The organism is Mitsuaria sp. 7 (assembly GCF_001653795.1).
Classification (GTDB): domain Bacteria; phylum Pseudomonadota; class Gammaproteobacteria; order Burkholderiales; family Burkholderiaceae_C; genus Roseateles.
Genome location: NZ_CP011514.1, coordinates 1,292,447 through 1,316,341, shown reverse-complemented (window position 1 = coordinate 1,316,341; position 23,895 = coordinate 1,292,447). Strand labels below are relative to the sequence as shown.

Genomic DNA, 23,895 nt, shown 5'->3' with positions numbered 1-23,895 from the left:
AAACGCCGTGCAGTCCATTCCCCACCTCGCCGCGACCTTGATCGTCCTGGCCGCGCTGGCCCCGCGTCCCGCGGTCGCGGCCCAGACACCGGACGTGCCGGACGTACCGGACGTACCGGACACGACGCACGCGCAGGATGCGCAGGACTCGCCGGGTGCGCCCCCCGTGGCCGCTCACGCCCCGGCGTCGATCGCCTGGCGGGCGCTGGAAGCCGAGCCCCCGACCGCGTGGACCTTCCTGTGCGCCGACGGCACCGTGCATCAGGCGCTCCAGCGCTGGATGCGCGAGGCCGGCTGGCAACTGGTCTGGGACGTGGAGCGCGACTTCCCCATCGACGCCGAGGTCACGCTGCACGGCAATCTGCTCGCGGCGATGAACCAGGCGATGGCCGTGCTGCGCGACACCGACTTTCCGCTGCAGGCCAGCATCCAGGCGGAGAGCCGCGTCGTGCGCATCGGCCGCCACCTGCCCGATGGAGCGCGCCGGTGAAGCGCCGCCTCGTGATCGTCGGCGGGGTGGCGGCCTGCGTCACCCTCGGCGGATGCGCGGTGCCGGCCGCGCACCAGACCGAACAGGCCCATCGGGAGATGCTCGATCGCACGAGCGCGCTGCAGTCCCGGCTGCGCGAAGCGGTCGCACCGCCGCCGCTGGTCGTGGCGGACGACGCGCCCCGCTTCGCGAGCCGGTCCATCGCGCTGCACCGCGACGAGCGGCTGCCGGACCACCTCGGCCATGTGCGCCTGCACGCGCCGGGCCGGCTGCCGCTGGCCGCGGTGGCGGAGCTGCTCTCGCGCGCCATCGGCCTGCCGGTGGTCATGACGCCGGACGCGCTGCACAGCGCCGCCGACTACGCGCCCGGCCCGGCGGCACGATCCGCCTTCGACGCCGCGATCGCCGCGCCCGAGGAGACCGCCGCGCTTCGCCAGGCCGGCCGCGCGGGCGCGATGCGGCTGGACATCTCCGCCCCGGAACACCAGAACACCGTGGAGATCGACCACGCCGGCCCATTGCGCCCGCTGCTGGACCGCATCGCGGCGCAGGCCGGGCTGCACTGGCGCCACACCGGGGGACGCATCGTGTTCTCCCGCGTGGTCACGCGCGCGATGCCCGTCAAGGCGCTGCCGGGCGGACTGGACGCGAACGCGTCGTTCGACGCGCTCGGCGGCGCGGAGGGCGCCGGCGGCGGCGCCGCCAAGATCGACGGCAACACGCAGAGCGATTACTGGGCCGGCCTGCCCGACGCGCTCAAGCCGATGCTCTCCCCGGCCGCGGCCCTGCAGGTGGATCCGCGCGCGGGACTCGTGACCGTCACGGATGCGCTGGCCAACGTGGAGCGGGTGCAGACCTACCTCGACGCGCTCAACGCCAACCTGCTGCGACAGGTCGTGCTCGAGATCGAGGTGCTGCAGGTGAGCTTCACCGACGAGTTCAGCAACGGCATCGACTGGCGGCTGATGCTGGGACGGCTCGGCCAGGGCCCGCAGCTGGACTTCGTCGCGCCGACGGCGCTCGGTCCGCTGGGCGCCGGCGCGCCCGCGGCCTTGAGCATCGTGCTCGGTCCGTCGGGCTCGCGCGGATCGCCCAGCGAGTGGGTCGCCAAGGCGCTGCAGGAGTACGGCCGCGTGTCCACCGCCTATTCCAGCGTCGTCACGACGACGAACCGGATGCCGGTGCCGGTCGGCGCGCTGCAGACGCGCTCGTACGTGCAGCGCGCGACGGCGCCGACCGTGAGCCCGACCACCGGCCTGACCACCGCCGGCGCGCTGGAGCCCGGCAAGCTCACGACCGGACTGGGCCTGACGGTGCTGCCGGTGATCCTGGACTCGCACCTCGTGCTGCTGCAGACCGCGCTGCAGATCAGCGAGCTGCGGCAGCTGCGCGCCTTCACCAGCGGCAGCGGCCAGTGGGCGCGCGCCGTGCAGCTGCCCGAGACGATGAGCTTCAGCACCCTGCAGCGCATCAGCGTGCCGGCCGGGCGCACGCTGGTGCTGGCCGGTTTCGAGCGCCAGCAGACCCAGCTCGACGAGGCGGACCTGGTGCGCGGGCTGGTGCCGCTGGCGCGGCGCGGCGTGCGGACCCGGCAGGGCACGGTCGTGCTGATCACGCCGCGGCTGGTGGAGCCATGAGGCGCGCACCATCGATGCCGACCGACCGCGCCGACCGCGGCGACCATGCCGAACGCGGCGACGAGCGCGACGGGGGCGGCGTGGCCCGGGTGATCGCCGTCGCCGGCGTGCGGCTGGCCTTCGGGTTGGAGTGGCACCCGCTCGCGAGACCCGATGAGCCAGGGGCCGATCTGCGCCGCGCGCGCGCGGCCGGCTACCGCTTCGTCGCGCGGCTGCCGGACGGCGCCCTGGTGGGCCTGGCGCGCCGGGTCGACACGCATCGCCGCGCCCATTCGGCCGTGGCCTTGCTGGTGGCCCGATTCGCGGAACGCGGCGCGGAGGCCTGCCTGATCGCCGGCAGCACCGCGCAGGTCGCGTTCGTCGGTCTGATGGACCGCCGCCCGGTGCCCGGCTTCGACCGCGTGCTGCCCGATCTCGACGCCGCGCTGGCGGTGCTGCAGGAGTTCCGCGACATGCATCCGGACCAGGAGGTCCGCGTGGCCAGCCACCTGCCCGGACGGGACCGCCTCGGCGACGCGCTGGTCCCGGACCTGCTGTTCGGACAACCCGACGGCGACACGCGTCTGCGACCCCTGCTGCCCGCGCGCTGGCCGGCCGCGGTCGCCGCGGGCGTGGCCGTGCTGGGTCTCGGCGCCGGCTTCGCGATGTGGATACGGCATGAGCGCGAGATGGGTCGCGCGGCGATCGACGCGGCGCGCCATCTCGCCGCGACGGCCGCGTCCCGTGCGCAAGCCGCCGACCTGCGCGCCCGTCGGCTGACCCGGCTGCTCGAGCAGGCGGGCCGGCCCGGCAGCGCCCCGCTGGACCGCTGGCGCGACGCCATCGCCGCGCTGCCCTTGAGCCGCGCCGGTTGGACGCTCCAGCAGGTCGACTGCGACCGCTCGGGCGGCTGCGTCGCCACCTGGGCGCGCCACCACGGCAGCCTCGAGACACTGGACCGCCTGCCGGTCGGCGCGCTCGGCGCACCGTCGCCGCGGCCCGACCCGTCGGCCGGCGAGGACGCCCTCGCGGCCTCGATGCAGACCGCGCTGGCGGAGACCGCCGAACCGCCGCTGACGGCCCGCGAGGCGCTCATCGCCGCGCGCCTGCCGCCGTTGCGCCTGGCCATGAACGTCTGGGGCAGCCATCTGCAGGAACTGGCCACCGTCGGCGGCGCCGAGGCGTCGCTCACGCCGGCGGCGCCCCTCAAGGGCGGGGGCGAGGCCGATGCGACAGACCTGACCCCCACCCGCGAGGAAGGCGCCGACCCCGCCACGCTGCCGGTCGTCCGCATGGTCTGGCGGCTGAAGGACGGCGTCTGGTCGCTGCCGCTGGTCCAGGTCCCGCCGTACGTCGTCGTGGAGACCCTCACCCTGAATTTCGCCGCGTCACAGATCAGCTATGAGCTTTCCGGATCCCTCTTCGCCCATGGCACGCGTTATTGATCGCCGTGCGCCTGACGTCCGTGCGCCCCGGCTCGCGCCTCCGGGCCGCACGACGGCGCTGGGGCTGGGCCTGCTCGCGGCCCTGTCGACGGCCTGGGCCGGGGACGACCCGCGTCCCGCGTCCGAGACCCCGCCGGGCGTGACCTTGCGCCATCTGGTCGAAGTCGCGCGACGCAACAAGGCGGCCGAACTGGCCGCAGCCACGGCGCGCCTGGCGGGCACGGCCCACTGGTCCGCTGATCCGATCGTGGCGGCGCCGGCACGGGCACAGCGGGAGAAACCGGACGGCGGCCCCAGACTCTGGTCGCTCGTGGCCGCGGGCGATCGCTGGCGGGCCGAAGTGCTGTGGAGCGGGCGTCTGCATGTCGTCGACGGCCCGACCGGCCCGCAGACCCGCATCGGGCCGTGGCGCGTTCTCGGACTGGCAACGGAGGGGCTGCGCGTCGAGCAGGTCGCGACAGGCGGTCACGCGCACCCGCCGCTCCGACAGCTCGTGCTCCCACCACCCGCGCGAGGGGTCGCGGCGGCGAGCCATCGTTTCGTCAGCGCCGGATCACCCGCCGCCGACGGCGGCGAAAACAGTGACGACGCCGTCCAGCGCGCCGCCGCATTGCCGCTGTCGATGTCCCCAGCCGTCCCGGATACGGCGGCCCCAAATACGGCGGCCCACGCGCCCGCCGCGGCCCCTTCCCGCGCCTCCGCCCCTTGAGCCCTCCCGTGAGCCGCCACATCGACGACCCGGCGCGCCTGCCTCCGTTCGAACGCGTGCTGTCCGGCGCCGCCGACGCATTGCTCGCCGTCCCCAGGGCCGACCTGCTGCCGGTCGCCAGCCACAAGCAGGACCGGTTGGCGGCGCTGGCGCTGGACGGCGGGCGATTCCTCGTCGTGTCGGCGGCGGACGAGGTCCATCGACCGGACTGGTATCGCCTCGTCCAGGCCGGCAAGGCCAGCGGCCTGACCTATGCCGGCCACCTGACGGCGTCGCCCGCGGTCTTCGCCGCGCTGCTCGACGGCGCGGCAACGCCGGGGAACGCGCCGCGCTTGCCGTCGGCCGCCAGCGCCCCGCTGGAAACCCAGCCCGCCCCCACCGCCGACGAGCGTCATGCAGCCGAGACGGCCCGCGACATCGACGCGATGGTGGCGGGGTCCTCACCGCTGGAGTGGTTCCGCGCCATCGTGCAGCGCTGCCGTCTGGCCGGCGCCAGCGACCTGCACATCGAGCTGCGCGGCCCCGTCGCGCTCGCGCGGGTCCGGCTGGACGGCCGCATGCGCGTGCTGGGCCGTCATCCCGCGCGCACCGCCGTCGACGGACTCTCGGCGGCCTACACGATGCTGGCGGAGGAGCGGTCCCGCAGCGAGGTCGCCTTCAACGGCTCGGTGCCGCAGGCCGCGATGATCCCGCTGGAACTGCCCGGGCTCCGTCTGACGCTGCGTTACCAGAGCCATCCCGCGGTCGGCGGCATGGACGTGGTGATCCGGCTGCTGCGCGCGTCGGGCAGCGGCCAGGCGGGCCAGTCGGGCCCGGCCGGCACTCGCGACGCCGGCCGGGGCCGCCCGGCCGCGCTGGAGCCGCTGGGGTTCACGCCGTGGCAGGCCGGCCACCTGCGGGAGGCGCTGGCCTCGGCCTGGGGCGGCGTGTTCGTCGCCGGCGTCACCGGTTCGGGCAAGACCACGACGCTCAACGCGATGATGACGATGCTGGCCCGGGACGGTTCGCGCAAGCTCTTCACCATCGAGGACCCGGTCGAATACGAGACGCCCGGCGTCAGCCATCTCTCCATCCAGCGCGGCGCGGCCGGCGGCGCCGATCCCTTCCACGGCGCGATGCTGGCCTTCCTGCGGATGGATCCCGACGTCGGCCTGTTCGGGGAGATCCGCGACGGGCTCTCGGCGGCCATGGCGCAGGCGGCCATCCAGACCGGCCACAAGATCCTGTCGACGGTCCATGCGACCTCCGCGCTGGGCATCGTCGGCCGGCTCTCGTCCCGGCTGCTGGGACTGGCCCGCGAGGACCTGTGCGATCCGGAGTTCCTCTCCGCGATGGTCTACCAGGTGTTGATGCCCATCAATTGCGAGCACTGCAAGCGGCCCGCCGCCGCCGTCCTGGGCGCGGACGCGCTCCAGACCTTCCGGACAGGGTTCGGCCTCGATCCGGACAAGATTTACTGCGCCAGGGCGCACGGTTGCACGCACTGCCGGCGGCCCGGCATCGACTACGGGGACAGCATGTTCCCCGACAACCCCCTGGCCTCCGACGGCCCCCGCTCCGGCGCCGAGGCGCCCGACGTCCACGACGGCACGGCCGGCGTCAAGGTCGGCGCCGAAGTGATCGTGCCGGACCTGCGCCTGCTGGACCTGTTGCGTCAGGGCCGGGACGCGGAGGCCCGGCGCCACTGGCGCCGCCGCCGCACGGCGCCGTTCACCGATCCGGACATGGACGGCAAGGACGCCTGGGGCCATGTGCTCTACGACGTGGCCCACGGGCGCGTCGATCCCTACCACTTCGAGCGCACCTTCGGCAGCGCGGCGCTGCTGGCGCAGACGCTCGCCGCGGACGACACCTGACCCCGCCCCCATGACCAATCCCCTCGACTGGCTGCTGCTGCGCGCGGCGGCCCGGCGCCTGCGCCGCCGGCGCGGCGACTTCTACTACGACCTGGCCTCGGCGCTGGAGGACCGCGTCCCGCTGTACACGATCCTGCGCAAGCTCGAGGCCCGCGCGCGTCGTCGCTCGCGCGGCGACCAGCTGCTGTACCGCCGGATGCTGCGCGCGGCGATGGGCGGCTCGCTGGCCCGCGCGCTGCACGGCGTGGTGCCGCCGACGGAGCTGCTCATGATCGACGCGCTGCAGGGCGGCGGCGACGATCGCCTCTCCCAGGGCCTGCACTTCCTGTCCGGCACCGTCGAGAAGGTCGACGGCATGTTCCGCGCGGTGCGCAAGGCGGTGGCCTATCCGCTGCTGCTGCTGGGCGCGATGACCGGCATCCTGGTGGCGTTCTCGCTGCATGCGGTGCCCGTGCTGGCCGATCTGATCGCGCCGGAACGCTGGCCGCCGCTGGGGCGCGCGCTGTACGCGGTCGCATGGACCATCCGCCACCACGGCCTGATGCTGGGCGCCGCGGTGCTGGGCGCGGGCGGTCTGTTCGTGTGGTGCCTGCCGCGCTGGCAGGGCCGCGCGCGGCGCTGGCTGGACCGGCATCCGCCCTTCAGCCTCTACCGCGATTTCTCCGGGGCGATGCTGGTGATCTCGCTGTCGTCGCTGATGCGGGCCGGCGTGTCGCTGCGCGCGTCGCTGGAACGCGCCGGCCGCTTCAGCGCGCCCTGGATGCGCTGGCACCTGCGCCAGATCCTGTCGCGGCTGTCCGGGCGGGAGTCGGCGCAGTTCGGCCGCGCCTTCGCCACCGGCGTGCTCAATCCCCGCATGGAGGAACGCGTGGAGGACGCCGCCGAGCGCCGCGATCCCGTGGCCGCCTTCGTGCGGATCGGCATCGGCTCGATCGACCGCCTGCAGCTGGGCATCGCCGATTCCGCCGCGCGGCTGAACGGCCTGCTGATGGTCGCCGCGGCGATGCTGCTGCTGTTCCTGCTCGGCGGCTTCCTGGCCACCGTGATGGAGGCGCAGAGCAGCCTTCAATCCGACATGGGAGGCCTGTGATGCGCGCGATCACGGCAGGACTGCTGGCGGCGTTGGCGGCCTCGTTGCCGGCACAGGCCCAGCAGGATCCACAGGCAAAGGCGCGGACGCAGACGCCGACGCAGACGCAGAAGGCTCGACCGACTCGACCGGCCGTTCCCACCGACGTGACGCGTTTCGACCGCTGCTTCGTGCTGGCGGGGGAACGCTACGGCGTCTCGCCGCTGCTGTTGAAGGCCATCGCGCGCCAGGAGTCAGGTCTGAACCCCGCGGCGGTCAACCGCAATACCAATGGCTCGACCGACATCGGCCTGATGCAGATCAACTCGTCATGGCTGCCGACGCTGGCGCGGCATGGCGTCAAGGAAGGCGACCTGAACGTGCCCTGCGCCAACATCCTCGTCGGTGCCTGGATCCTGGGCAGCAACTTCCGCTCGATGGGCAGGACGGTCGACGCGCTGGGGGCCTACAACGCCCGCGACCCGGTCAAGCGCCAGGCGTATGCGCGGCAGGTGCTGCGGCACTACGTCGCCCTCAACGAGGAACTCAGCGAAGAGCTCAGCGAGCGGCTGAACACCGGGCTCCATGCGAGGCTGGGCGCCGGGCCCGGCACCGGGCCGGCTGGGCCGCGCTCAGTCCGCCAGGTCCGGTGATCCCGGCGCGGGTGCGTCCCCCGACGGCGGACCGCCCACCCGGGCGATCATGACCTGGTCGACGCGGTGGCTGTCGACGTCGACGACCTCGAAGCGCCAGCCGTGCCATTCCACGACGTCGGTGCGCTTGGGGATGCGGCGCAGCATCACCATCAGGAAACCGGCCAGCGTGTCGTACTGGCCGTGGTGGGGGAAGTCGTCCACGCCCAGCGCGCGCTGCACGTCGGGGATGGGCGTGATGCCGTCGGCCAGGAAGCTGCCGTCGTCGCGCCGGATGATCTGCTGCTCCTCCTCGGCGGTGGAGACCATGGAGCCCATCACCGTGCTCATCACGTCGTTCAGCGTGATGACGCCGACGACCAGCGAGTATTCGTTGACGATGACCGCGAAGTCCTCGTGCGCGATCTTGAAATGCTGCAGCACCTCGGCCAGCGTGAGGCGGTCGGGCACGATCAGCACCTTCTTGACCAGCGCCGGCTCGGCGCGCAGCGAGATGACCTCGCCGCGCAGCACGCGCTGGAACAGGTCGGTCGCGTCGACGTAGCCGACGACCTGGTCGATCTCCCCGGCGCAGACCAGGTAGGTCGAGTGCGGCGCGTCCGCGATCCGCGTGCGGATCAGCGCCTCGTCGTCGTCCAGGGAGAAGTAGACGACGCGTTCGCGCGAGGTCATCGAGGACTCGACGGTCCGGGTCTCCAGCTCGAAGACGTTCTCGATCACCTGCTGGTCGGCCGCCGAGACGACGCCGGCCCGCTGGCCCGCCGCGGCCAGGGCGAGGATGTCGTCATGGGTGATCGTGTTGTCCGGACTCATCGGCCGGCCGAGCAGCCGCAGCAGGCCGTCGGCCACGTGGTTCAGCGCCCAGGCGATCGGCCGCAGCACGAGGGTGAGGAAGAGCATCGGCCGGATCAGCGCCATCGCGACGCTTTCGGGCTCGTTCATCGACAGCCGCTTGGGCAGCAGGTCCGCCAGCACGACGAAGAGGATGGTGACGCAGGTGAAGGACAGCGCGAAGGCGGTCTTCTGCGCCGTGTCGATGTCGATCAGCGGGCGCAGCAGCGACTCGAAATGCGGCGTCAGCGCGCCCTCCCCGACCACGCCGGCCAGGATGGCCAATGTGTTGACGCCGATCTGCACGACGGTGAAGTAGTAGCCGGGCTGCTCCTGGACCTTCAGCACCTGCGCGGCGCGGGGGTCGCCCTCGTCCGCCAGCTGTCGCAGCTTGAGCCGACGCGACGCGGCCAGCGACAGTTCCGCCATCGAGAAGAACGCGCTGGCACAGATCAGCAGGAGGATGAGCAGCAGGCTGGAACTCAAGGCGGCTTTCGGAATGGAGGAGCGCCCAGTGTACCGGGCGCCCCCTGCGGCGCCGGCCCCTCATCCAGGCCAGAACCACGCCGGTCACCGACCCAAGAAGGCCAGGGGAGCCCCAGGGCTGATGCGGGTGCGCGGCTTGCTTCGCCCCCCATAGACTCGACCGACCCCGGCCCTCACCAGGAAATTTCTGCCGATGCACGCTTCGCCCGCCGGTTCCGCTGGCCTGCCTCCCGAGCCGCCCGGACCGCAGCTCGGCCCGCCCGCTGACGAGACGATCCCGACGCCCATCGCGGCCCCGCGCCGCCGTCATTTCCTGGACGGCGGCGGCGAGATGGGCGGGCGCATGCGCGCGCTGGACTGGACCGCCACGCCGCTCGGTCCGTCGGACGGCTGGCCGGCCTCGCTGAAGACGGTGGTGCGGATGATGCTGGACTCGCGCTACGCCATGTGGATGGCGTGGGGGTCCGAGATGACCTTCTTCTGCAATGACGCCTACCTGCCCACGCTGGGGCTGAAGCGCGAATGGGCGCTCGGCGCCCCGTCGCAGCGCGTCTGGGCCGAGGTCTGGGACGCCGCCTACAGCCGCATCCGCCACGTGCAGACGACCGGCGAGGCGACGTGGGACGAGGGCCTGCTGCTGTTCCTGGAGCGCAGCGGCTTCCCCGAGGAGACGTATCACACCTTCTCGTACAGCCCGGTCTACGACGACGACCTGCGCGTGGACGGCATGTGGTGCGTCGTCACCGAGGTCACGGACCGCGTGATCGGCGAACGCCGCCTGCGCGTGCTGCGCGACCTCGCGGCGCGCACCGTCGGCGCGGACGAGACGCACGAATGCGCGCGGCGCGTCTGCGGCGTGGTCTCCGACTCCGCGCTGGACCTGCCGTTCTCCGCGCTCTACCTGACGGAAGCCGGCGGGCAGAGCGCGCGGCGGATCTGCTTCAGCCTGCCGCCGGGTTCGGAGGCGGCCGCGGCGGCGCAGGCGGACGGCGGCCCCGTGCCCTTCCCCGAGGCGCTCAGCCTGATCGATCCGCCGGACGGCTGGCCGCTGCCGGACCTGGCCGCGAGCGGCGCGGCACGGGACCTGCCGGACATGCCGGCGCTGGGCGTGTCGCTCACGCTGCCGCCCTGGCCGGAGACGCTGACGCGCGCCGTGCTGCTGCCGCTGCGAAGCGCCGGCAAGGACCTCGCCGGTTTCCTGGTGCTGGGCGTCAGCCCGCGCCTCCCGCTGGACGAGGACTACCGCGACTTCCTGAACCTGGTCGCCGGCCAGGTGTCGGCCGCGCTCGCCGACGCGTCGGCCTACGAGGCCGAGCGCCGTCGCGCCGAATCGCTGGCCGAGCTGGACCGGGCGAAGACGGCCTTCTTCTCCAACATCAGCCACGAGTTCCGCACGCCGCTGACGCTGATGCTGGGCCCGCTCGAGGAACTGGTGACCGCGCCCCAGCTGGACGGCCCGATGCGGGACCGGCTGGCGCTGGTGCTGCGCAATGCCGCGCGGCTGCAACGGCTGGTGAACACGCTGCTGGACTTCTCGCGCATCGAGGCGGGCCGCTCGCAGGCGCGCTATCAGGCGACGGACCTCGCGGCGCTGACCCGCGACCTGGCGAGCACCTTCCGGTCCGCGATGGAGCGGGTCAGCCTGGGCTTCGAGGTCGACTGCGCCCCGCTGTCCGCCTACGCCTACGTCGACCGGGAGATGTGGGAGAAGATCGTCCTGAACCTGTTGTCCAACGCCTTCAAGTTCACGATGCGCGGCCAGGTGACGGTGCGACTGCGTGAGCGGCAGGAAGGCGGCCGCGGCCAGGCCGTGCTGGAGGTGGCCGACACCGGCGCCGGGATCCCGGCGGACGAACTGCCCAAGGTCTTCGAGCGCTTCCACCGCGTCGCCGGCGCGGAGGGCCGCACGCATGAAGGCTCCGGCATCGGACTGGCGCTGGTGCAGGAGCTCGTGCGCCTGCACGGCGGCCGGATCGAGGCGTCCAGCGTGCACGGCGAAGGGACGCTGTTCCGCGTCCTGCTCCCCCTGGGTCGCGAGCATCTGCCGCAGGAGCGCGTCGAACCCATGGAGGAGCGGACCGGGCGCATCGGCGCCCCGCCTGTCCCGCCGGCCTTGCCCGCCACCACGACCGGCGCGCGCGCCTATGTCGAGGAAGCGCTGCGCTGGCTGCCCGCGCCGGAACCGCTGCGGGATGTCGCGCCCGGTCGCGTCGGCGCGGTCGGTGTGGCCGCCGATCGCGCGGAGAGCGGCGCCTGGCCGACCGTCGACCAGCGCTTCGCCGCCACCTTCGGCGCGCGGATCATCGTCGCCGACGACAACGCGGACATGCGCGCCTACCTGCGCGACCTGCTGTCGCCGTTCTACGCCGTCGAACTCGCGGCGGACGGACTGCAGGCGCTGGAGGCCGCCCGGCGCGAACCGCCGGACCTGCTGCTGAGCGACGTCATGATGCCGCGGCTCGACGGCCTGGCCTTGCTGACGGCGATCCGCGTGGATGCGCGGCTGGGCGGCGTGCCGGTGGTGCTGCTGTCGGCGCGCGCCGGCGAGGAGGCCCGCATCGAGGGCCTGGACTCCGGCGCCGACGACTACATGATCAAGCCCTTCTCGTCGCGGGAACTGCTCGCGCGACTCGGGGCGCTGCTGGAGCTGCGGCGTCTGCGGCAATCGGCGGAGGCGGCCTTCCGGCGCCGCACCGAGCAGTTCGAGACCCTGCTCAACGAGGCGCCGATGGGCGTCTTCCTGGTCGAGCACGACGGAGCGACGCTGCGGCTGCGCGAGGCCAATCCGACGGCGCGCGCGACCTTCGGCGATCCGCCGGACCTGATCGGCGAGCGCTTCGACGCGCTGCTGGAGCGGCAGTGGGGGCATCCGCTGTCGGACCAGATCGTGTCGCTCTTCCAGCGCACGCTGGAGACCGGCGATCCGTACCACACGCCCGAGTTCATCCAGGAGCGCAGCGACCTCGGCATCACCGAGGCCTACGAATGGCAGATCAGCCGGATCCCGCTGCCGGACGGCTCGCCCGGCGTGGTGTGCTACTACCGCGAGATCTCCGCGCCCCTGAAGGCCCGGCGACGGCTGGAGGCCGCGGACCGGCAGAAGGACCAGTTCCTGGCCATGCTGGCGCACGAACTGCGCAACCCGATCGCGCCCATCCGCAGCGCGGGCGACGTGCTGGCGCGGCTCGGCCTGCCCGATGAGCGTTCCAGGAAGATGGTGGCCATCATCCGCCGGCAGGTCGACACGCTGACGCGGCTGGTGGACGACCTGCTGGACGTCTCGCGGATCACGCAGGGACGGGTGGAACTGCAGCTCGGACCGCTGCTGCTGTCGGAGGTCGTCGCGCAGGCGGTGGAGACGGCGGAACCCCTGATGCGGGAACGGCGCCACCAGTTCTCGGTGACCAGCAGCAGCCAGCCGCTGCGCGTGCACGGCGATCTGGCGCGGCTGGTGCAGTGCGTGGCCAACGTGCTCACGAACGCCGCGAAGTACACCGATCCCGGAGGTCGCATCGACTTGGCCATGAGCGAGGAGCGCGCGCCCGACGGCGGACCCGGCGTGGCGCTGATCCGCGTCAGCGACGACGGCATCGGTGTGCCGCACGCGTTGCAGGTGACGATGTTCGACCTGTTCGTCCAGGGCGACCGCGCGCTGGACCGCTCGCAGGGCGGCCTGGGCATCGGTCTCTCGCTGGTCCGGCAATTGATCGAGCGGCACGGCGGTAGCGTCTCGGTGCACAGCGAGGGCACCGGATGCGGCGCGCGGTTCGAGCTCCGCGTCCCGTTGATCGCGACCGCCCCGCCGCTCACGCCGCTCACTTCAGGCCGAGTAGCCTGAGCCCCGCCGTCAGCGTCTGGTTCGTCGTCCAGTAGTCCTTCCACGGATCGAGCTTCTGGAAGCTGAGCCGGTCCCGCGCGTTGGCGAGGGTCCACTGGTCGCCTCGCTTCACGTCATCGAGCTCGTCCCAGGCGATGGGCATCGAGACGCCCAGGCCGGGCCGCGCACGGACCGTGAAGGCGCAGGCGGTGGTCTGCCCTTCCCCGTTGCGGAGGTAGTCCGGGAAGATCTTCCCGACGCGGTTCTTCGGTCCGCTCTTCGCCGAGAACTTCTTCGGGAAGGTCTCGGCCAGATGCTGTACCAGCGCCTGGCTGAAGGCCTTCGCCGTCGCGTGGTCGTGGCGACGCGCCAGCGGGACGACCACGTGCAGCCCCTTGCCGCCGCTGGTCTTGAGCCAGGCTTGCAGGCCGAGTTCCTTGAGCAGCGCGCGCGTGATGCGCGCCGCATCGACGACCGCGGGGAAGGCCACGCCCTCGCCCGGATCCAGGTCGATGATGAAGCGGTCCGCGCGGGCCGGCTTGTCGTCCTGCGCGTTCCAGGTGTGGAACTCGATGGCGTTCATCTGCGTCAGTTGCATCAGCGCCACCGGGTCGCGCAGGACGATGAGCTCGTCGCCATCCACGTGCTTCTGGAAGAACAGCTGTCCCTCGACGCCGTCGGGCGCGCGCACGATCGCCACGGGCCGCCGGCCGAGGTGGGGTTGCATCCACTCGACCACGCTCTCGTAGTAGCGGATCAGCTCGATCTTCGTGTGGCCGGTGGACGGATCGATCACGCGCTCCGGATGCGTGATGCGGAGTTGCCCCAAAGCGCCTGAGGTCGTCGGCTCGGAAGACTTGGGGGACTTTGGGGACCTGGACGACTTGGGGGACTTGGACGATGGGGACTTCGACACTTTGAGCTCCTCTGCCGGCTTGGCAGACTCCCGCCCGACGTCCTTCGGCGCCTTGTCCTCGCGCTGGCCCTGGAACGAGGCGTGGCGCACGTGGCCATCGGGCGTCCATTCCGCGAAGGCGACTTCCACGACGAGCTTGGGTTTCACCCAGCGCGCATCGCCGCCGGTGCGCCCGCTCATGCGGGCCCAATGGCTGCGGGCGATGGTCTGTTCATCGAAGTGCGGCGTCTTGACCTCCAGCGCCGCGAGCTGCTTGTGCATCTCGCCGGCCAGCTTCAGCGACCAGCCTGTGCCGACACGCCCGGCGTAGCGGAGCGCGCCGTCTTCGTAGTACCCGAGCAGCAGGCTGCCCAGCGCCTTCGCGCCGTCGGAGCGGTCCGTGAATCCGACGACGACGAACTCCTGCCGCTGCTGGCACTTCAGCTTCACCCACGCCTCGCTGCGGGCGGACACGTAGCCGCTGTCGGGCCGCTTCAGGATCAGGCCCTCGAGCCGCATCTGGCACGCGGCGGCGAGCATCTCCTCGGGCGGTACCGCAAAGTCCTCGCTGAAGCGCAGCCGTCCGTCCGCATGACCGTCCGCATGACCGCCCGCATCGCCGTCTTCATGGCCTTCCATCAGCGCGCGCAGCACGGCGCGGCGGTGGATCAGCGGCACTTCGCGCAGGTCATGGCCGTTGAGGAACGGCAGATCGAAGAGGAAGTACACGATGTCCTCATGCCGAGTCCGCGTCGGATGGCCGATCGCGTTCTGCAGCAGGCTGAAATCGGGCGCGCCGTCGTCGCGCAGCACGACGATCTCGCCGTCCAGCCAGCCGTTGTCGATGCCGAGACCCGTGATCGCCTCCGCCAGCGAGGGCAGCCGCGCCGTCCAGTCGTTGCCCCCTCGCGTCATCAGCCGGACCTTGCCCTTGTCGACCCGGGCCATCAGCCGGTAGCCGTCGAACTTGGCCTCGGCGATCCAGTCGCCGGGCGGAGTGGCACTGACCAGCGTCGCGAGCTGCGGCGTGAGCTCGGCGGGCAGCCGCGCCTTCTTCGCGCGGCTCAGGTCGGGCTCAGTGCTTCCCGCCGTCTCCGTCGCCGTCATTACCTCGGCATCGACCTTGGCCTTTCCCAATGGACGCTGGATCACGCTGTCGGGTAGCTCTAGGGTGACGTCGTAGTCCGCATGCGGGCGCTCCAGGCCGTCGTGCTTCTTGATCAGCAGCCACTGCTCGCGCTTGGACGCATCACGCGAGGTGCGGATGAGTTGCCACAGGCCGGCGAGCTTCTGCCCGTGCAGCCGGAACACCAGCTTGCCGTCGCGCAGCCCGTCGTGCGGATCGCCTTCCGGCGTCCAGGTGCCGTTGTCCCAGACGATGACCTCACCGGCGCCGTACTGCTTCGGAGGGATGGTGCCTTCGAAGCCGCCGTAGGACAGCGGGTGGTCCTCGACGTGGATCGCCATGCGGCGTTCCTTCGTGTCGTACGACGGCCCTTTGGGAACGGCCCAGCTCAGCAGCACGCCGTCGAGCTCCAGACGGAAGTCGTAATGCAGATGGCTCGCCCAGTGCTTCTGGATGACGAAGGAGAGCGTCTGCGCCGACGCCTTTGCAGTGGTCTTGGCGCCGGTCCCGGCGGCGCGCGCCGGCCGCTTCGCCCGCTTGGCGGCCTGTCCGGGGCCGTGATCGGCGTCGTCCGGTTCGGGCGTGATGCGGAAGTCCCGCTTCTGCCGGTAACGGGTCAGCGGATCCTGGCGCGGCGCGGTCGGCATCGGCGACTCCTGGCGTTTCGCGCGGCGCTCAGGCCGCCTTCTTCTTCGACTTGCCGCCCAGGCTGCGGCGCAACAGCTCGGTGAGATCGACGACCTTGCCGCCTTCGCCCGACTCCTCGGGCGCGGCCTCGAGCGGGGTCACGGTCTCGGTCTCGCCTTCATCGACCTTGCGCGCGATCATGTCGCGGATCGCGGCGGTGAACTCGTCGTGGTAATCCTCCGGGTGCCAGTCGTGGCTCATCTCGTCGATCAACTGGCGGGCCATCTGCAGTTCGGCAGGCTTGAAGCCGTGCGCGGACTTGCCTTCGGCGGGCAGGTTGAGGTCGTCGCAGGGGCGGATCTCGTTGGCCCAGCGCAGCATGCCGATCATCAGCGCCGGCCCCGCCGGCAGCAGCGCGGCCAGATGTTCCTTGCTGTGGATCACGAGCCGCGCGATGGCGATCAGTCCGGCATCCGCCATCGCCTCGCGCAGCAGCGCGTAGACCTTGCCGGACTTGCCGATCGGCTCCAGGTAGTACGGCTTCTCGAGGTAGACGAAGGACACCTGCGTGGCGGGGACGAAGGTCTCGATCTCGATGGTCTGGGTGGTGGTCGGATAGGCCTTGCGGATCTCGTCGTCGGAAACCAGGACGTAGTCGCCGTTCTCCTGCTTCACGCCCTTGACGATCTGCGTCTTGTCGATGTCCTTGCCGGTGCGCTTGTTGATGCGCTTGTAGCCGACCGGATCCATGGTGCGCTTGTCGAGCCAGTCGAAGTCCACGCGCTGGTCGCGCGAAGCCGGGTACAGAGCGACCGGCACATGCAGCAGGCCGAAGCTGATGGCTCCCTTCCAGATCGCGCGGCGGGCGGCGGGCGCCTCGTCGCTGTCGCCGCGGGTCGATGCCGGGGCGCCCGACTTGCTGTTGGACCTGGCCCGCGCGCCCTGCGACTTGCCGGGCGAGGCGCGGTCGGCGTTGGAGGCACGCTTGCGGCTGGCCACGTGCGAGCTGGCGGTGCCGGCGCGCGGGGCCGTCTTGCGGGCACTCCGGGAGGACGTGGAGGCGGTTCTGCTCGGCATGGGGACCTCGACGGCGGATTCGGTGGAATCGACTCATCGGCAAATCGCGCGCCCGTGGGCTAACGGGGGGCCGCAATGGGGAAGAGAGGCGCTGCGTCACCCGCCTGGCGGCGGGCATCCGGCTTGCTCCGTCCTGGGGATAGAAACGCCGTCGTTGCGAGGCCATCATGTCCCCGGAAGCCCCTGTCATGCCGCCAGTCCGCCCACCCTCCGACATCCCGGATCCGGAGTCGCGCGCCCGACTGCTGATGGACGCCGAGCGACGGTTCGTGGATCGGCGCGATGCAGGCCGACAGTTGGCGACTCGACTGACGGCCTATGCGCATCGCGACGACGTGACGGTGCTGGCACTGCCGCGCGGCGGCGTGCCGGTGGCAGCGGAGATCGCGCGGGCGCTGGAGGCACCATTGGACATCCTGGTCGTGCGCAAGCTGGGACTGCCGGGTCAGCCCGAATACGCCATGGGCGCCATCGCCTCGGGCGACGTGCGCGTGCTCAATACGCAGGTGCTGCAGCAGCTGGCGATCAGCTATTCGGCGGTGGAGCTCGTGACCCGCGCGGAGGTGCGTGAGCTGCACCGGCGCGAGAAGCTCTACCGCGGCGATCGCCTGATGCCGCCGATCGCGGGCCGGCAGGTGATCCTGGTGGACGACGGCATGGCGACGGGTGCTTCGATGCGCGCGGGCGTGCAGGCGCTGCGCGAGATGCGGCCGGCGAGGATCGTCGTCGCGGTGCCCGTATCTGCTGCGGAGACCTGCCACCTGATCTCGCAGGATGCGGATGAGGTCATCTGCGCGCGGACGCCGGAGCGTTTCCGCTCCGTCGGACAGTGGTACGAGCGGTTCGAGCAGACGACGGATGAGGAGGTGCGGCACCTCTTGGCAACCGCACCTCGTCACCACCGCACGGAAGACGTCAGTTGACGATCGCCTCGTCTCCCAAGGTCGATTCCTCCGGCGTGGCAGCTTCCGGCCACGATTGAACATGGGAGTAGTCCGAAAGGAACGCGTTCCAACCCGCATGGTCATGAAGGCATTGAAACGCCTCGTTGACGGTAATCTCCATGTCGTCCTTGCGAGAGTGCCAGATTGCATAGCAACGTCCCGGCTGATCGCCATGGAATGACTCCCATGACAGACCGTTCGCCAAATGTCCATATCGGCGAAAAAGCTCAAGGCCAAGCCATTGGTAGTCGCGATATTTCACGTCACAGTTGCCGCGCACGCCGAAAGCCGTGCGGTTGCGCCCATCGAGAGGAATGAACAAGGCAGCGCGGCGCGTGATGAAGCTTGCGACCTGGACAGCCTTTGCCCGTTCCGGAAACCAGCGCCGCCCTCGGCCGCTGCTTTCCAGCACCCGCATTTCCGCAGCGACGCATTGAATGTCGGTCGCGGTGTAGAGCACCGAGTACTCTGACTTGTGGCCGGGCGGAGGATCGACGCGACCGTTGCGAAATTCGGGCGGAGCCGGTGTCCAGGCGCCGCCGGGCCGAACGAAGCCGCGCATCAGTTCGATGCTCCCGGCATCAAACAGTTCGGCGTCCAGTTGCCAGCCTTGGAAGGTCGGAAGAGAAGATTCGCGCATGACAATCAGTGCCTCCGGTGCCAGATCTCATCGTGAACCGCTCCGAGGACTGCGCTGAACCGCAGTTCGGCGTCCTTAGAAAAGTAGAGTTCGACTTCGGAATCGATCGGCATGTCGTAGATCCGATGCCCGAGCAGGACTTCCAGTGGCGTGGACCATGCCAGCATCATGTGCGGCGTCGTGAAGAATCCCCAGATCGCAAGGCGGTCCAACCATACGCCGGGATCCTTCATCGCTTCGAAAAGCTGGGCCAGGATCGCCTCCAGATGTGGCCCGGCGATGTCGGGCATTGCCTGGAAAAGGGGATACACCGAACGTCCCAGTGTGGGGTCGTACACGGAGAAGAGCCGATGCTCCTGCTCGAGCCGGACGACCTCCTCGACCGGAATGCCCAACAACTCTGCGAGTTGATGCGCAGTGCCCTCAGCGGTCGCTACCGCGAAGACTTCAGGGCGGGTTTCCGGTGCGCGCTCCTTGCTCAGCGCACACAGATTGGGGGCGATCGAGACGAACCCGCGCGTCTCGGCATACCCCTTCACATGCTCACGTTCCATCGTCATCACTTGCCACCGCGTGCCATTGCTGGGCGCGTCCATCAACACAGAAGCCCTCACTGTGCCGACGGTGCGTTTGTCACGCCATGACTGAAAGTTCTACGAACTGCTTCGCGACCTAGATGAACACGGAGTCGTGATGACACGAATTTGCGCCTGGCTGTTTGAACCGGCCAGTGGACGTCAAGAAGAACACCGGCCGGAATGAGAAACGGGCACCTAGCGGGTGCCCGTTTCTCAGTCGAAGACGCGTTCCGCGATCAGCTGAACAGGCGCCTGGCCACCGGGCTGCCCGCGGCGAGATCGCGCGCGGCCAGCGACTTGTAGAGTTCGGACAACTCCTGGCCGATCGACTGGAACGCGTGCAGGTTCAGGATCTGGTTGCGGTCGTCGCAGACATCGGCCTCGAAGTCGCGCGCCAGGTTGCGCGCCGACTCCTGCCAGGTCGCGAACGGCTCCAGCGCCTCCGGCGTCTGCAGCACGTCCAGCGACAGCGTCAGCTCCCGCAGCGACGAGGCCTGCGGGTCCTCCGCCAGCGCCGCCTGGGCGTCGAAGTTCAACGTCAGCAGCGGCGGCGCCCCGTCCTCGCCCGCCGGCATCACGAGGCGGCCGGGAATCGATCCGGGCATGAAGCCGTGGCGCAGCGCGCCCTGCTGCACGAAGCCCAGCGTCCACGCCGCGCCGCGCGCCTTCAGCACGATCGCCAGCTGCGCGTCGTGACCCGCCGCGAACTGGTCGAGCTCTCGCGCCCGGCCGACCACGTCCAGCATGTCCGGGAACTCCGGCATCGCACCGATGCCGTCCGCGAAGCCCTGGATCTTCTGCACGAACTCCGAATACTCGATCTCGTTGAGCGCCCCGCTCCGGTTGGCCATCTGCAGTCCCGCCTGGAACTCACCGTAGCGTTGGCCCGGATGCGGCAGTTCCCACTCGCCGCTGTCCGCGTTCAGGCCTTCGATGTGGAAAGGCTTGGTGCCCGCGCGCCGGCTGCCCGGCAGGTGCGACAGCGCCATCTCGCCGCTCACCGGCGACTCCGGCGTCATCGTCGCGATCGCATCGATCAGCGCGTCGATCCGCGTCGACGCCTTGCGTGCGCGCGCCATCGCCGGCACGGTCTCGTCCAGCGTGCGCAGGTCCATCGTCCGCGAGTCCACCGCCTCGCCGTCGGCCGTGCCGTCCAGCGTGACGGTCGACTGGCCCGCCGCGGCGCCGCCGGCGCCCAGGCTCGGCTCCTGGCGATCGCCCGCCGGCACGATGGCCTCGGCGCGCCGCGGGCCCGCCTTGCGCGCGCTCCACCAGCCCTGCGCCAGCAGCCCCACCAGCACCACGCCGCCCAGCGCGGCCAACAGCGTCGTCAGGTTCCAGTCCGTCGTCATCGCTCATTTGCTCCTGCGGTCCCGCGCGCCTCGTGTGCCTTGTGCGTCGCGGACACCGTCGTCATTCTCATTGCTCGGCCATCGCCAGCGCGGATTCCATGTCCACCGCCACGATGCGCGACACGCCCTGTTCCTGCATCGTCACGCCGATCAGTTGCTTGGCCATCTCCATCGCGATCTTGTTGTGCGAGATGAAGAGGAACTGCGTGATCTTGCTCATCTCCGACACCAGCCGCGCATAGCGCTCGGTGTTGGCGTCGTCCAGCGGCGCGTCCACCTCGTCGAGCAGGCAGAACGGCGCCGGATTCAGCTGGAAGATCGCGAACACCAGCGCGATCGCCGTCAGCGCCTTCTCGCCGCCCGACAGCAGGTGGATGGTCGAGTTCTTCTTGCCCGGCGGCTGCGCCATCACCTGCACGCCGGCGTCGAGGATCTCGTCGCCGGTCATGACCAGCTTGGCCTGCCCGCCGCCGAACAGGCTGGGGAACATGCGCCCGAAGTGTTCGTTGACCTGCGTGAAGGTCGAGCCCAGCAGGTCGCGCGTCTCCAGGTCGATCTTGTGGATCGCGTCCTCCAGCGTCGTGATCGCGCTGGTGAGGTCGGCCATCTGCGAGTCGAGGAAGGTCTTGCGCTCGCGCGCGGCGCCCAGCTCGTCGAGCGCGGCGAGGTTCACCGCGCCCAGCGCTGCGATCTCGCGGTTGATGCGGTCGATCTCGCCCTGCAGGCCGTAGAGCTTGACGGCGCCGTCCTCGACGCTCCTGGCGAGCGCCTCCAGGTCGACGTTCTGCGCCACCAGCTGTTCCATGAACTGCTGACCGCCGAGGGCCGCCGCCTGCTCGTCGAGCTGCAGCTTGGTGATGCGCTCGCGCAGCGGCTCGAGCGCGCGCTCGATCGTCATGCGCTGCTCCTCGCTGCGCTTGAGGCGCAGGCTGAGGTCGTCGTAGTTGGCCCGGACGACGGCCAGCGCCTGTTCGCGCTCCATCTTCAGCGCCAAGGCATCCTGCAGGCCGGCCTGCGCGGCGGCGTCGTCGAGCTCGGCGCGTTCCTGCGCCATGCTCTGCACCGTCTGCTCGTTGACCTGGATCTGCTGGCGCGAGGTCTCGATCCCGCGCTGCAGTTCACCGCGCTTGGCCGCCAGCGAGCGGGCGCTGAAGACCGCTTCCTGCGCGCGCCGCTCCAGCACGCGCTGGTGCTCGCGGGCCTCCGTGAGCTTGCGCTCGGTGTTGATCACCGCGTCGTCGAGTTCGGCGTGTTTCTCCTGCGTGGTCGCGAGCTGCAGGTCCAGCTCCTCGAAGCGCGCCTCGCCTTCCATGCGGCGTTCCATCAGCGCTTCGTTCTGCGCATCGATCTCGCCGAGCTCGTCGTCGAGCTGCGTGCGGCGCGCGACGGCGGCCTCGGTCTGCTGCGCCAGGCGCAGCAACTCGACCTGCAGCTGGTGCGCTCGGGCCTGCGTTTCCGACGCCTCGCGGCGCACCACGGCCAGGCGCTGCGACGCGTCCGTGTAGACCGCCTCGGCGCGCACGGACTGGGCGCGCGCCTCATCGGCGATCAGGGTCTGCGCGCGCTGCTCGCGCTCGAGGTTCTCGATCTCCTGGGCGCGCGCCAGCAAGCCGGCGGTCTCGCTGTCCGGGGCGTAGAAGCTCACCGCGAACTGGCTCACCGCATGGCCCTCGCGGGTCATGATCAGTTCGCCGTGGCTCAGCTTCGGACGCTGCGCCAGCGCATCGCCGATGGACTCCGCCGTGTAGATGCCTTCCAGCCAGTCGTTCAGCAGCGCCTTCAGGCCGTTGGACTCCAGCTTCAGCAGGTCGCTCAGCGGCGACAGCGCGCGGTGCGTGTTGACGATCTCGCCGCTGGGCAGCGAATAGAACGCGAGCCGCGCCGGCGGCGGATCGGACGCGAAGGCCTGCACCGTCTCCAGCCGGCCGACCGACAGCGCGCCCATGCGCTCGCGCATCGCGGCCTCGAGGGCGTTCTCCCAGCCCGGCGTGATGTGCAGCTGCGTCCACAGGCCCTTGATGTCCTGCAGGCCGTGCTTGGCCAGCCAGGGCTTGAGCTTGCCCTCGGTCTGCACCTTCTCCTGCAGCGCGCGCAGCGCGGTCAGCCGGGCGACGATGTCCGTCAGCTTCGCGGCCTGCTGCTGCGATTCGCGCTGCGCGTGCTGGCGCGCCTCGTCGGCGGCGGGCGCGGCCTCGGCGAGTTCCGCGAGACGCGCATCGGCGACGGCCTGCTGTTCATCGGCGGCGACCGACAGGCGCTTCACCTCGTCGAGCTTGTCGTGCTGCGGCGCGGCCAGACCCTGGCGCTCCTGCGCAAGGCGCTCGCGCCGGCCCCGCAGGCCCTTGAGCTGCTCGTCGACGCTGCGGCTCTCCGCGGCCAGCACCTGGATCTGCTGCTGGACCTGCGTGACCTGCGTGCGCTGCTCGTTGGCGCGACCTTGCGCGGCGCGCACCTGGTCCTCGACATCGGGCAGCTTCATCGCCTGCTCCTCGGCCTGGGCGGCGAGGATCTCGCTCTGCTCCTCGGCCTGGGCGATCTGCGTGGCGACGTCCTCGAGCTCGACCTGCGCCTGCCCGGCACGGTCCTGCCACTGCTGGTTCTGCGCCTGCAGTTCGATGAGCCGCTGCTCCAGCCGCTGGCGGCCTTCGACGACGTAGCGGATGCGCTCCTCGAGCCGGCTGACCTCCATCTGCGCCTCGGCCATGCGACCCTGCGCGACGTGCAGTTCGTCGCCGGCGCCGTAGTGGGCCTGGCGGATGGTCTCCAGTTCGGCCTCGAGCTGGCGCAGCTCGGCCATCTTGGCCTCGAGCGCGTTGACCGCCTCCGAGTGCTCGGTCTTCACCCGCGTGGCCTCGCCGGCCGCGTCGCGGTGCTTCAGGAACCACAGCTGGTGCAGCTTCAGCGTGCCCTGCTCCTGCAGGTTGCGGTAGTTCGCGGCGACCTCGGCCTGGCGCTCCAGCTTCTCGAGGTTGTTGTTGAGCTCGCGGAGGATGTCCTCGACGCGGGTCAGGTTCTCGCGCGTGTCGCGCAGGCGCAGTTCCGTCTCGCGCCTGCGTTCCTTGTACTTGGAGACGCCCGCGGCCTCCTCGAGGAACATGCGCAGTTCCTCGGGCTTGGATTCGATGATCCGGCTGATCGTGCCCTGGCCGATGATGGCGTAGGCGCGCGGCCCCAGGCCGGTGCCGAGGAACACGTCCTGCACGTCGCGGCGGCGCACCGGCTGGTTGTTGATGAAGTAGCTGCTGGTGCCGTCGCGGGTCAGCACGCGCTTGACGGCGATCTCGGTGAACTGGTTCCACTGGCCGCCGGCGCGGGCGCTGGTGTTGTCGAACACCAGTTCCACGCTGGACCGGCTGGCCGGCTTGCGGTTGCCCGAGCCGTTGAAGATCACGTCCTGCATGGACTCGCCGCGCAGTTCGCTGGCCTTGCTTTCGCCCAGCACCCAGCGCACCGCGTCCATGATGTTGGACTTGCCGCAGCCGTTGGGGCCGACCACGCCGACCAGCTGCCCGGGCAGTTGGAAGGTCGTCGGATCGGCAAAGGACTTGAAGCCCGAGAGCTTGATCGAGTTCAGTCGCATCGGGTGGGATCACCGGACCCTGTGGCCCTCACGTGATCTAAGCCTTTGATTTGATTGTGGAAACGCCCCTTCACGGGGCGCTCGATTCGCGGCGGATGATACCA

Annotated in this window: 16 protein-coding genes; 9 read left to right on the top strand and 7 right to left on the bottom strand. The window is 70.7% G+C overall.

Going from position 1 to position 23,895, the window contains the following annotated elements; all coding sequences use genetic code 11:
* The first annotated feature begins 7 nt into the window (after nt 1–7).
* The 7 genes from ABE85_RS05810 to ABE85_RS28715 are packed head-to-tail and all read left to right on the top strand — an operon-like array spanning nt 8 to nt 7,838.
* Complete coding sequence (locus ABE85_RS05810; protein WP_067271094.1) at nt 8–490, top strand: TcpQ domain-containing protein; 483 nt, start codon at nt 8–10, stop codon at nt 488–490.
* Entirely contained in the window at nt 487–2,127 is a 1,641-nt protein-coding gene (locus ABE85_RS05805; protein ID WP_067271091.1) for a hypothetical protein, read from the top strand. The genes ABE85_RS05810 and ABE85_RS05805 overlap by 4 nt, the downstream gene beginning before the upstream one ends.
* A gap of 14 nt (nt 2,128–2,141) precedes the next feature.
* A complete protein-coding gene (locus ABE85_RS05800; protein ID WP_067271086.1) occupies nt 2,142–3,551 on the top strand; it encodes a type 4b pilus protein PilO2 in 1,410 nt (469 codons plus the stop codon).
* Nucleotides 3,535–4,260, top strand: coding sequence for a hypothetical protein (locus ABE85_RS05795; RefSeq protein ID WP_067271083.1), 726 nt, complete (start codon nt 3,535–3,537; stop codon nt 4,258–4,260). Before ABE85_RS05800 ends, ABE85_RS05795 begins: the two co-directional genes overlap by 17 nt.
* A gap of 8 nt (nt 4,261–4,268) precedes the next feature.
* Nucleotides 4,269–6,116 (top strand): GspE/PulE family protein, encoded by a 1,848-nt coding sequence (locus ABE85_RS05790; RefSeq protein ID WP_067271080.1) that lies wholly within the window; start codon nt 4,269–4,271, stop codon nt 6,114–6,116.
* A gap of 10 nt (nt 6,117–6,126) precedes the next feature.
* A complete protein-coding gene (locus ABE85_RS05785) occupies nt 6,127–7,206 on the top strand; it encodes a hypothetical protein (protein ID WP_067271077.1) in 1,080 nt (359 codons plus the stop codon).
* On the top strand, nt 7,206–7,838 hold the full coding sequence (locus ABE85_RS28715; protein WP_067271074.1) for a lytic transglycosylase domain-containing protein: 633 nt from the start codon (nt 7,206–7,208) through the stop codon (nt 7,836–7,838). The genes ABE85_RS05785 and ABE85_RS28715 overlap by 1 nt, the downstream gene beginning before the upstream one ends.
* Here ABE85_RS28715 and ABE85_RS05775 read toward each other — a convergent pair.
* Complete coding sequence (locus tag ABE85_RS05775; RefSeq protein WP_310732601.1) at nt 7,818–9,155, bottom strand: hemolysin family protein; 1,338 nt, start codon at nt 9,153–9,155, stop codon at nt 7,818–7,820. The genes ABE85_RS28715 and ABE85_RS05775 overlap by 21 nt on opposite strands.
* Before the next feature lie 193 nt (nt 9,156–9,348).
* On the opposite strand from ABE85_RS05775, the gene ABE85_RS05770 reads away from it, so the two are divergent.
* A complete protein-coding gene (locus ABE85_RS05770) occupies nt 9,349–12,993 on the top strand; it encodes an ATP-binding protein (RefSeq protein WP_067271069.1) in 3,645 nt (1,214 codons plus the stop codon).
* On the opposite strand, the gene ligD is transcribed toward ABE85_RS05770, so the two are convergent.
* Together ligD and ABE85_RS05760 are read right to left on the bottom strand one after the other, a co-directional pair.
* Nucleotides 12,971–15,640, bottom strand: coding sequence for a DNA ligase D (ligD, locus tag ABE85_RS05765; protein WP_067271065.1), 2,670 nt, complete (start codon nt 15,638–15,640; stop codon nt 12,971–12,973). The two genes, ABE85_RS05770 and ligD, sit on opposite strands and share 23 nt — an antisense overlap.
* A gap of 28 nt (nt 15,641–15,668) precedes the next feature.
* Entirely contained in the window at nt 15,669–16,697 is a 1,029-nt protein-coding gene (locus ABE85_RS05760) for a Ku protein (RefSeq protein ID WP_067271062.1), read from the bottom strand.
* Nucleotides 16,698–16,945: 248 nt separating this feature from the next.
* Here ABE85_RS05760 and ABE85_RS05755 point away from each other — a divergent pair, with 248 nt between their 5' ends.
* Nucleotides 16,946–17,620: a phosphoribosyltransferase gene (locus ABE85_RS05755; RefSeq protein WP_067271059.1), complete on the top strand. Its 675-nt coding sequence runs from the start codon at nt 16,946–16,948 to the stop codon at nt 17,618–17,620.
* Here the strand turns inward: ABE85_RS05755 and ABE85_RS05750 are convergent.
* From ABE85_RS05750 to smc, 4 genes are all read right to left on the bottom strand, one after another.
* Nucleotides 17,613–18,281, bottom strand: coding sequence for an RES domain-containing protein (locus ABE85_RS05750; RefSeq protein WP_067271056.1), 669 nt, complete (start codon nt 18,279–18,281; stop codon nt 17,613–17,615). The genes ABE85_RS05755 and ABE85_RS05750 overlap by 8 nt on opposite strands.
* Nucleotides 18,282–18,286: 5 nt before the next feature.
* Nucleotides 18,287–18,877 (bottom strand): hypothetical protein, encoded by a 591-nt coding sequence (locus tag ABE85_RS05745; RefSeq protein WP_067271053.1) that lies wholly within the window; start codon nt 18,875–18,877, stop codon nt 18,287–18,289.
* Between the two features lie 218 nt (nt 18,878–19,095).
* Complete coding sequence (locus ABE85_RS05740; protein WP_067271050.1) at nt 19,096–20,211, bottom strand: cell division protein FtsZ; 1,116 nt, start codon at nt 20,209–20,211, stop codon at nt 19,096–19,098.
* Between the two features lie 67 nt (nt 20,212–20,278).
* Entirely contained in the window at nt 20,279–23,791 is a 3,513-nt protein-coding gene (gene smc, locus ABE85_RS05735; protein ID WP_067271048.1) for a chromosome segregation protein SMC, read from the bottom strand.
* Nucleotides 23,792–23,895: the final 104 nt, after the last annotated feature.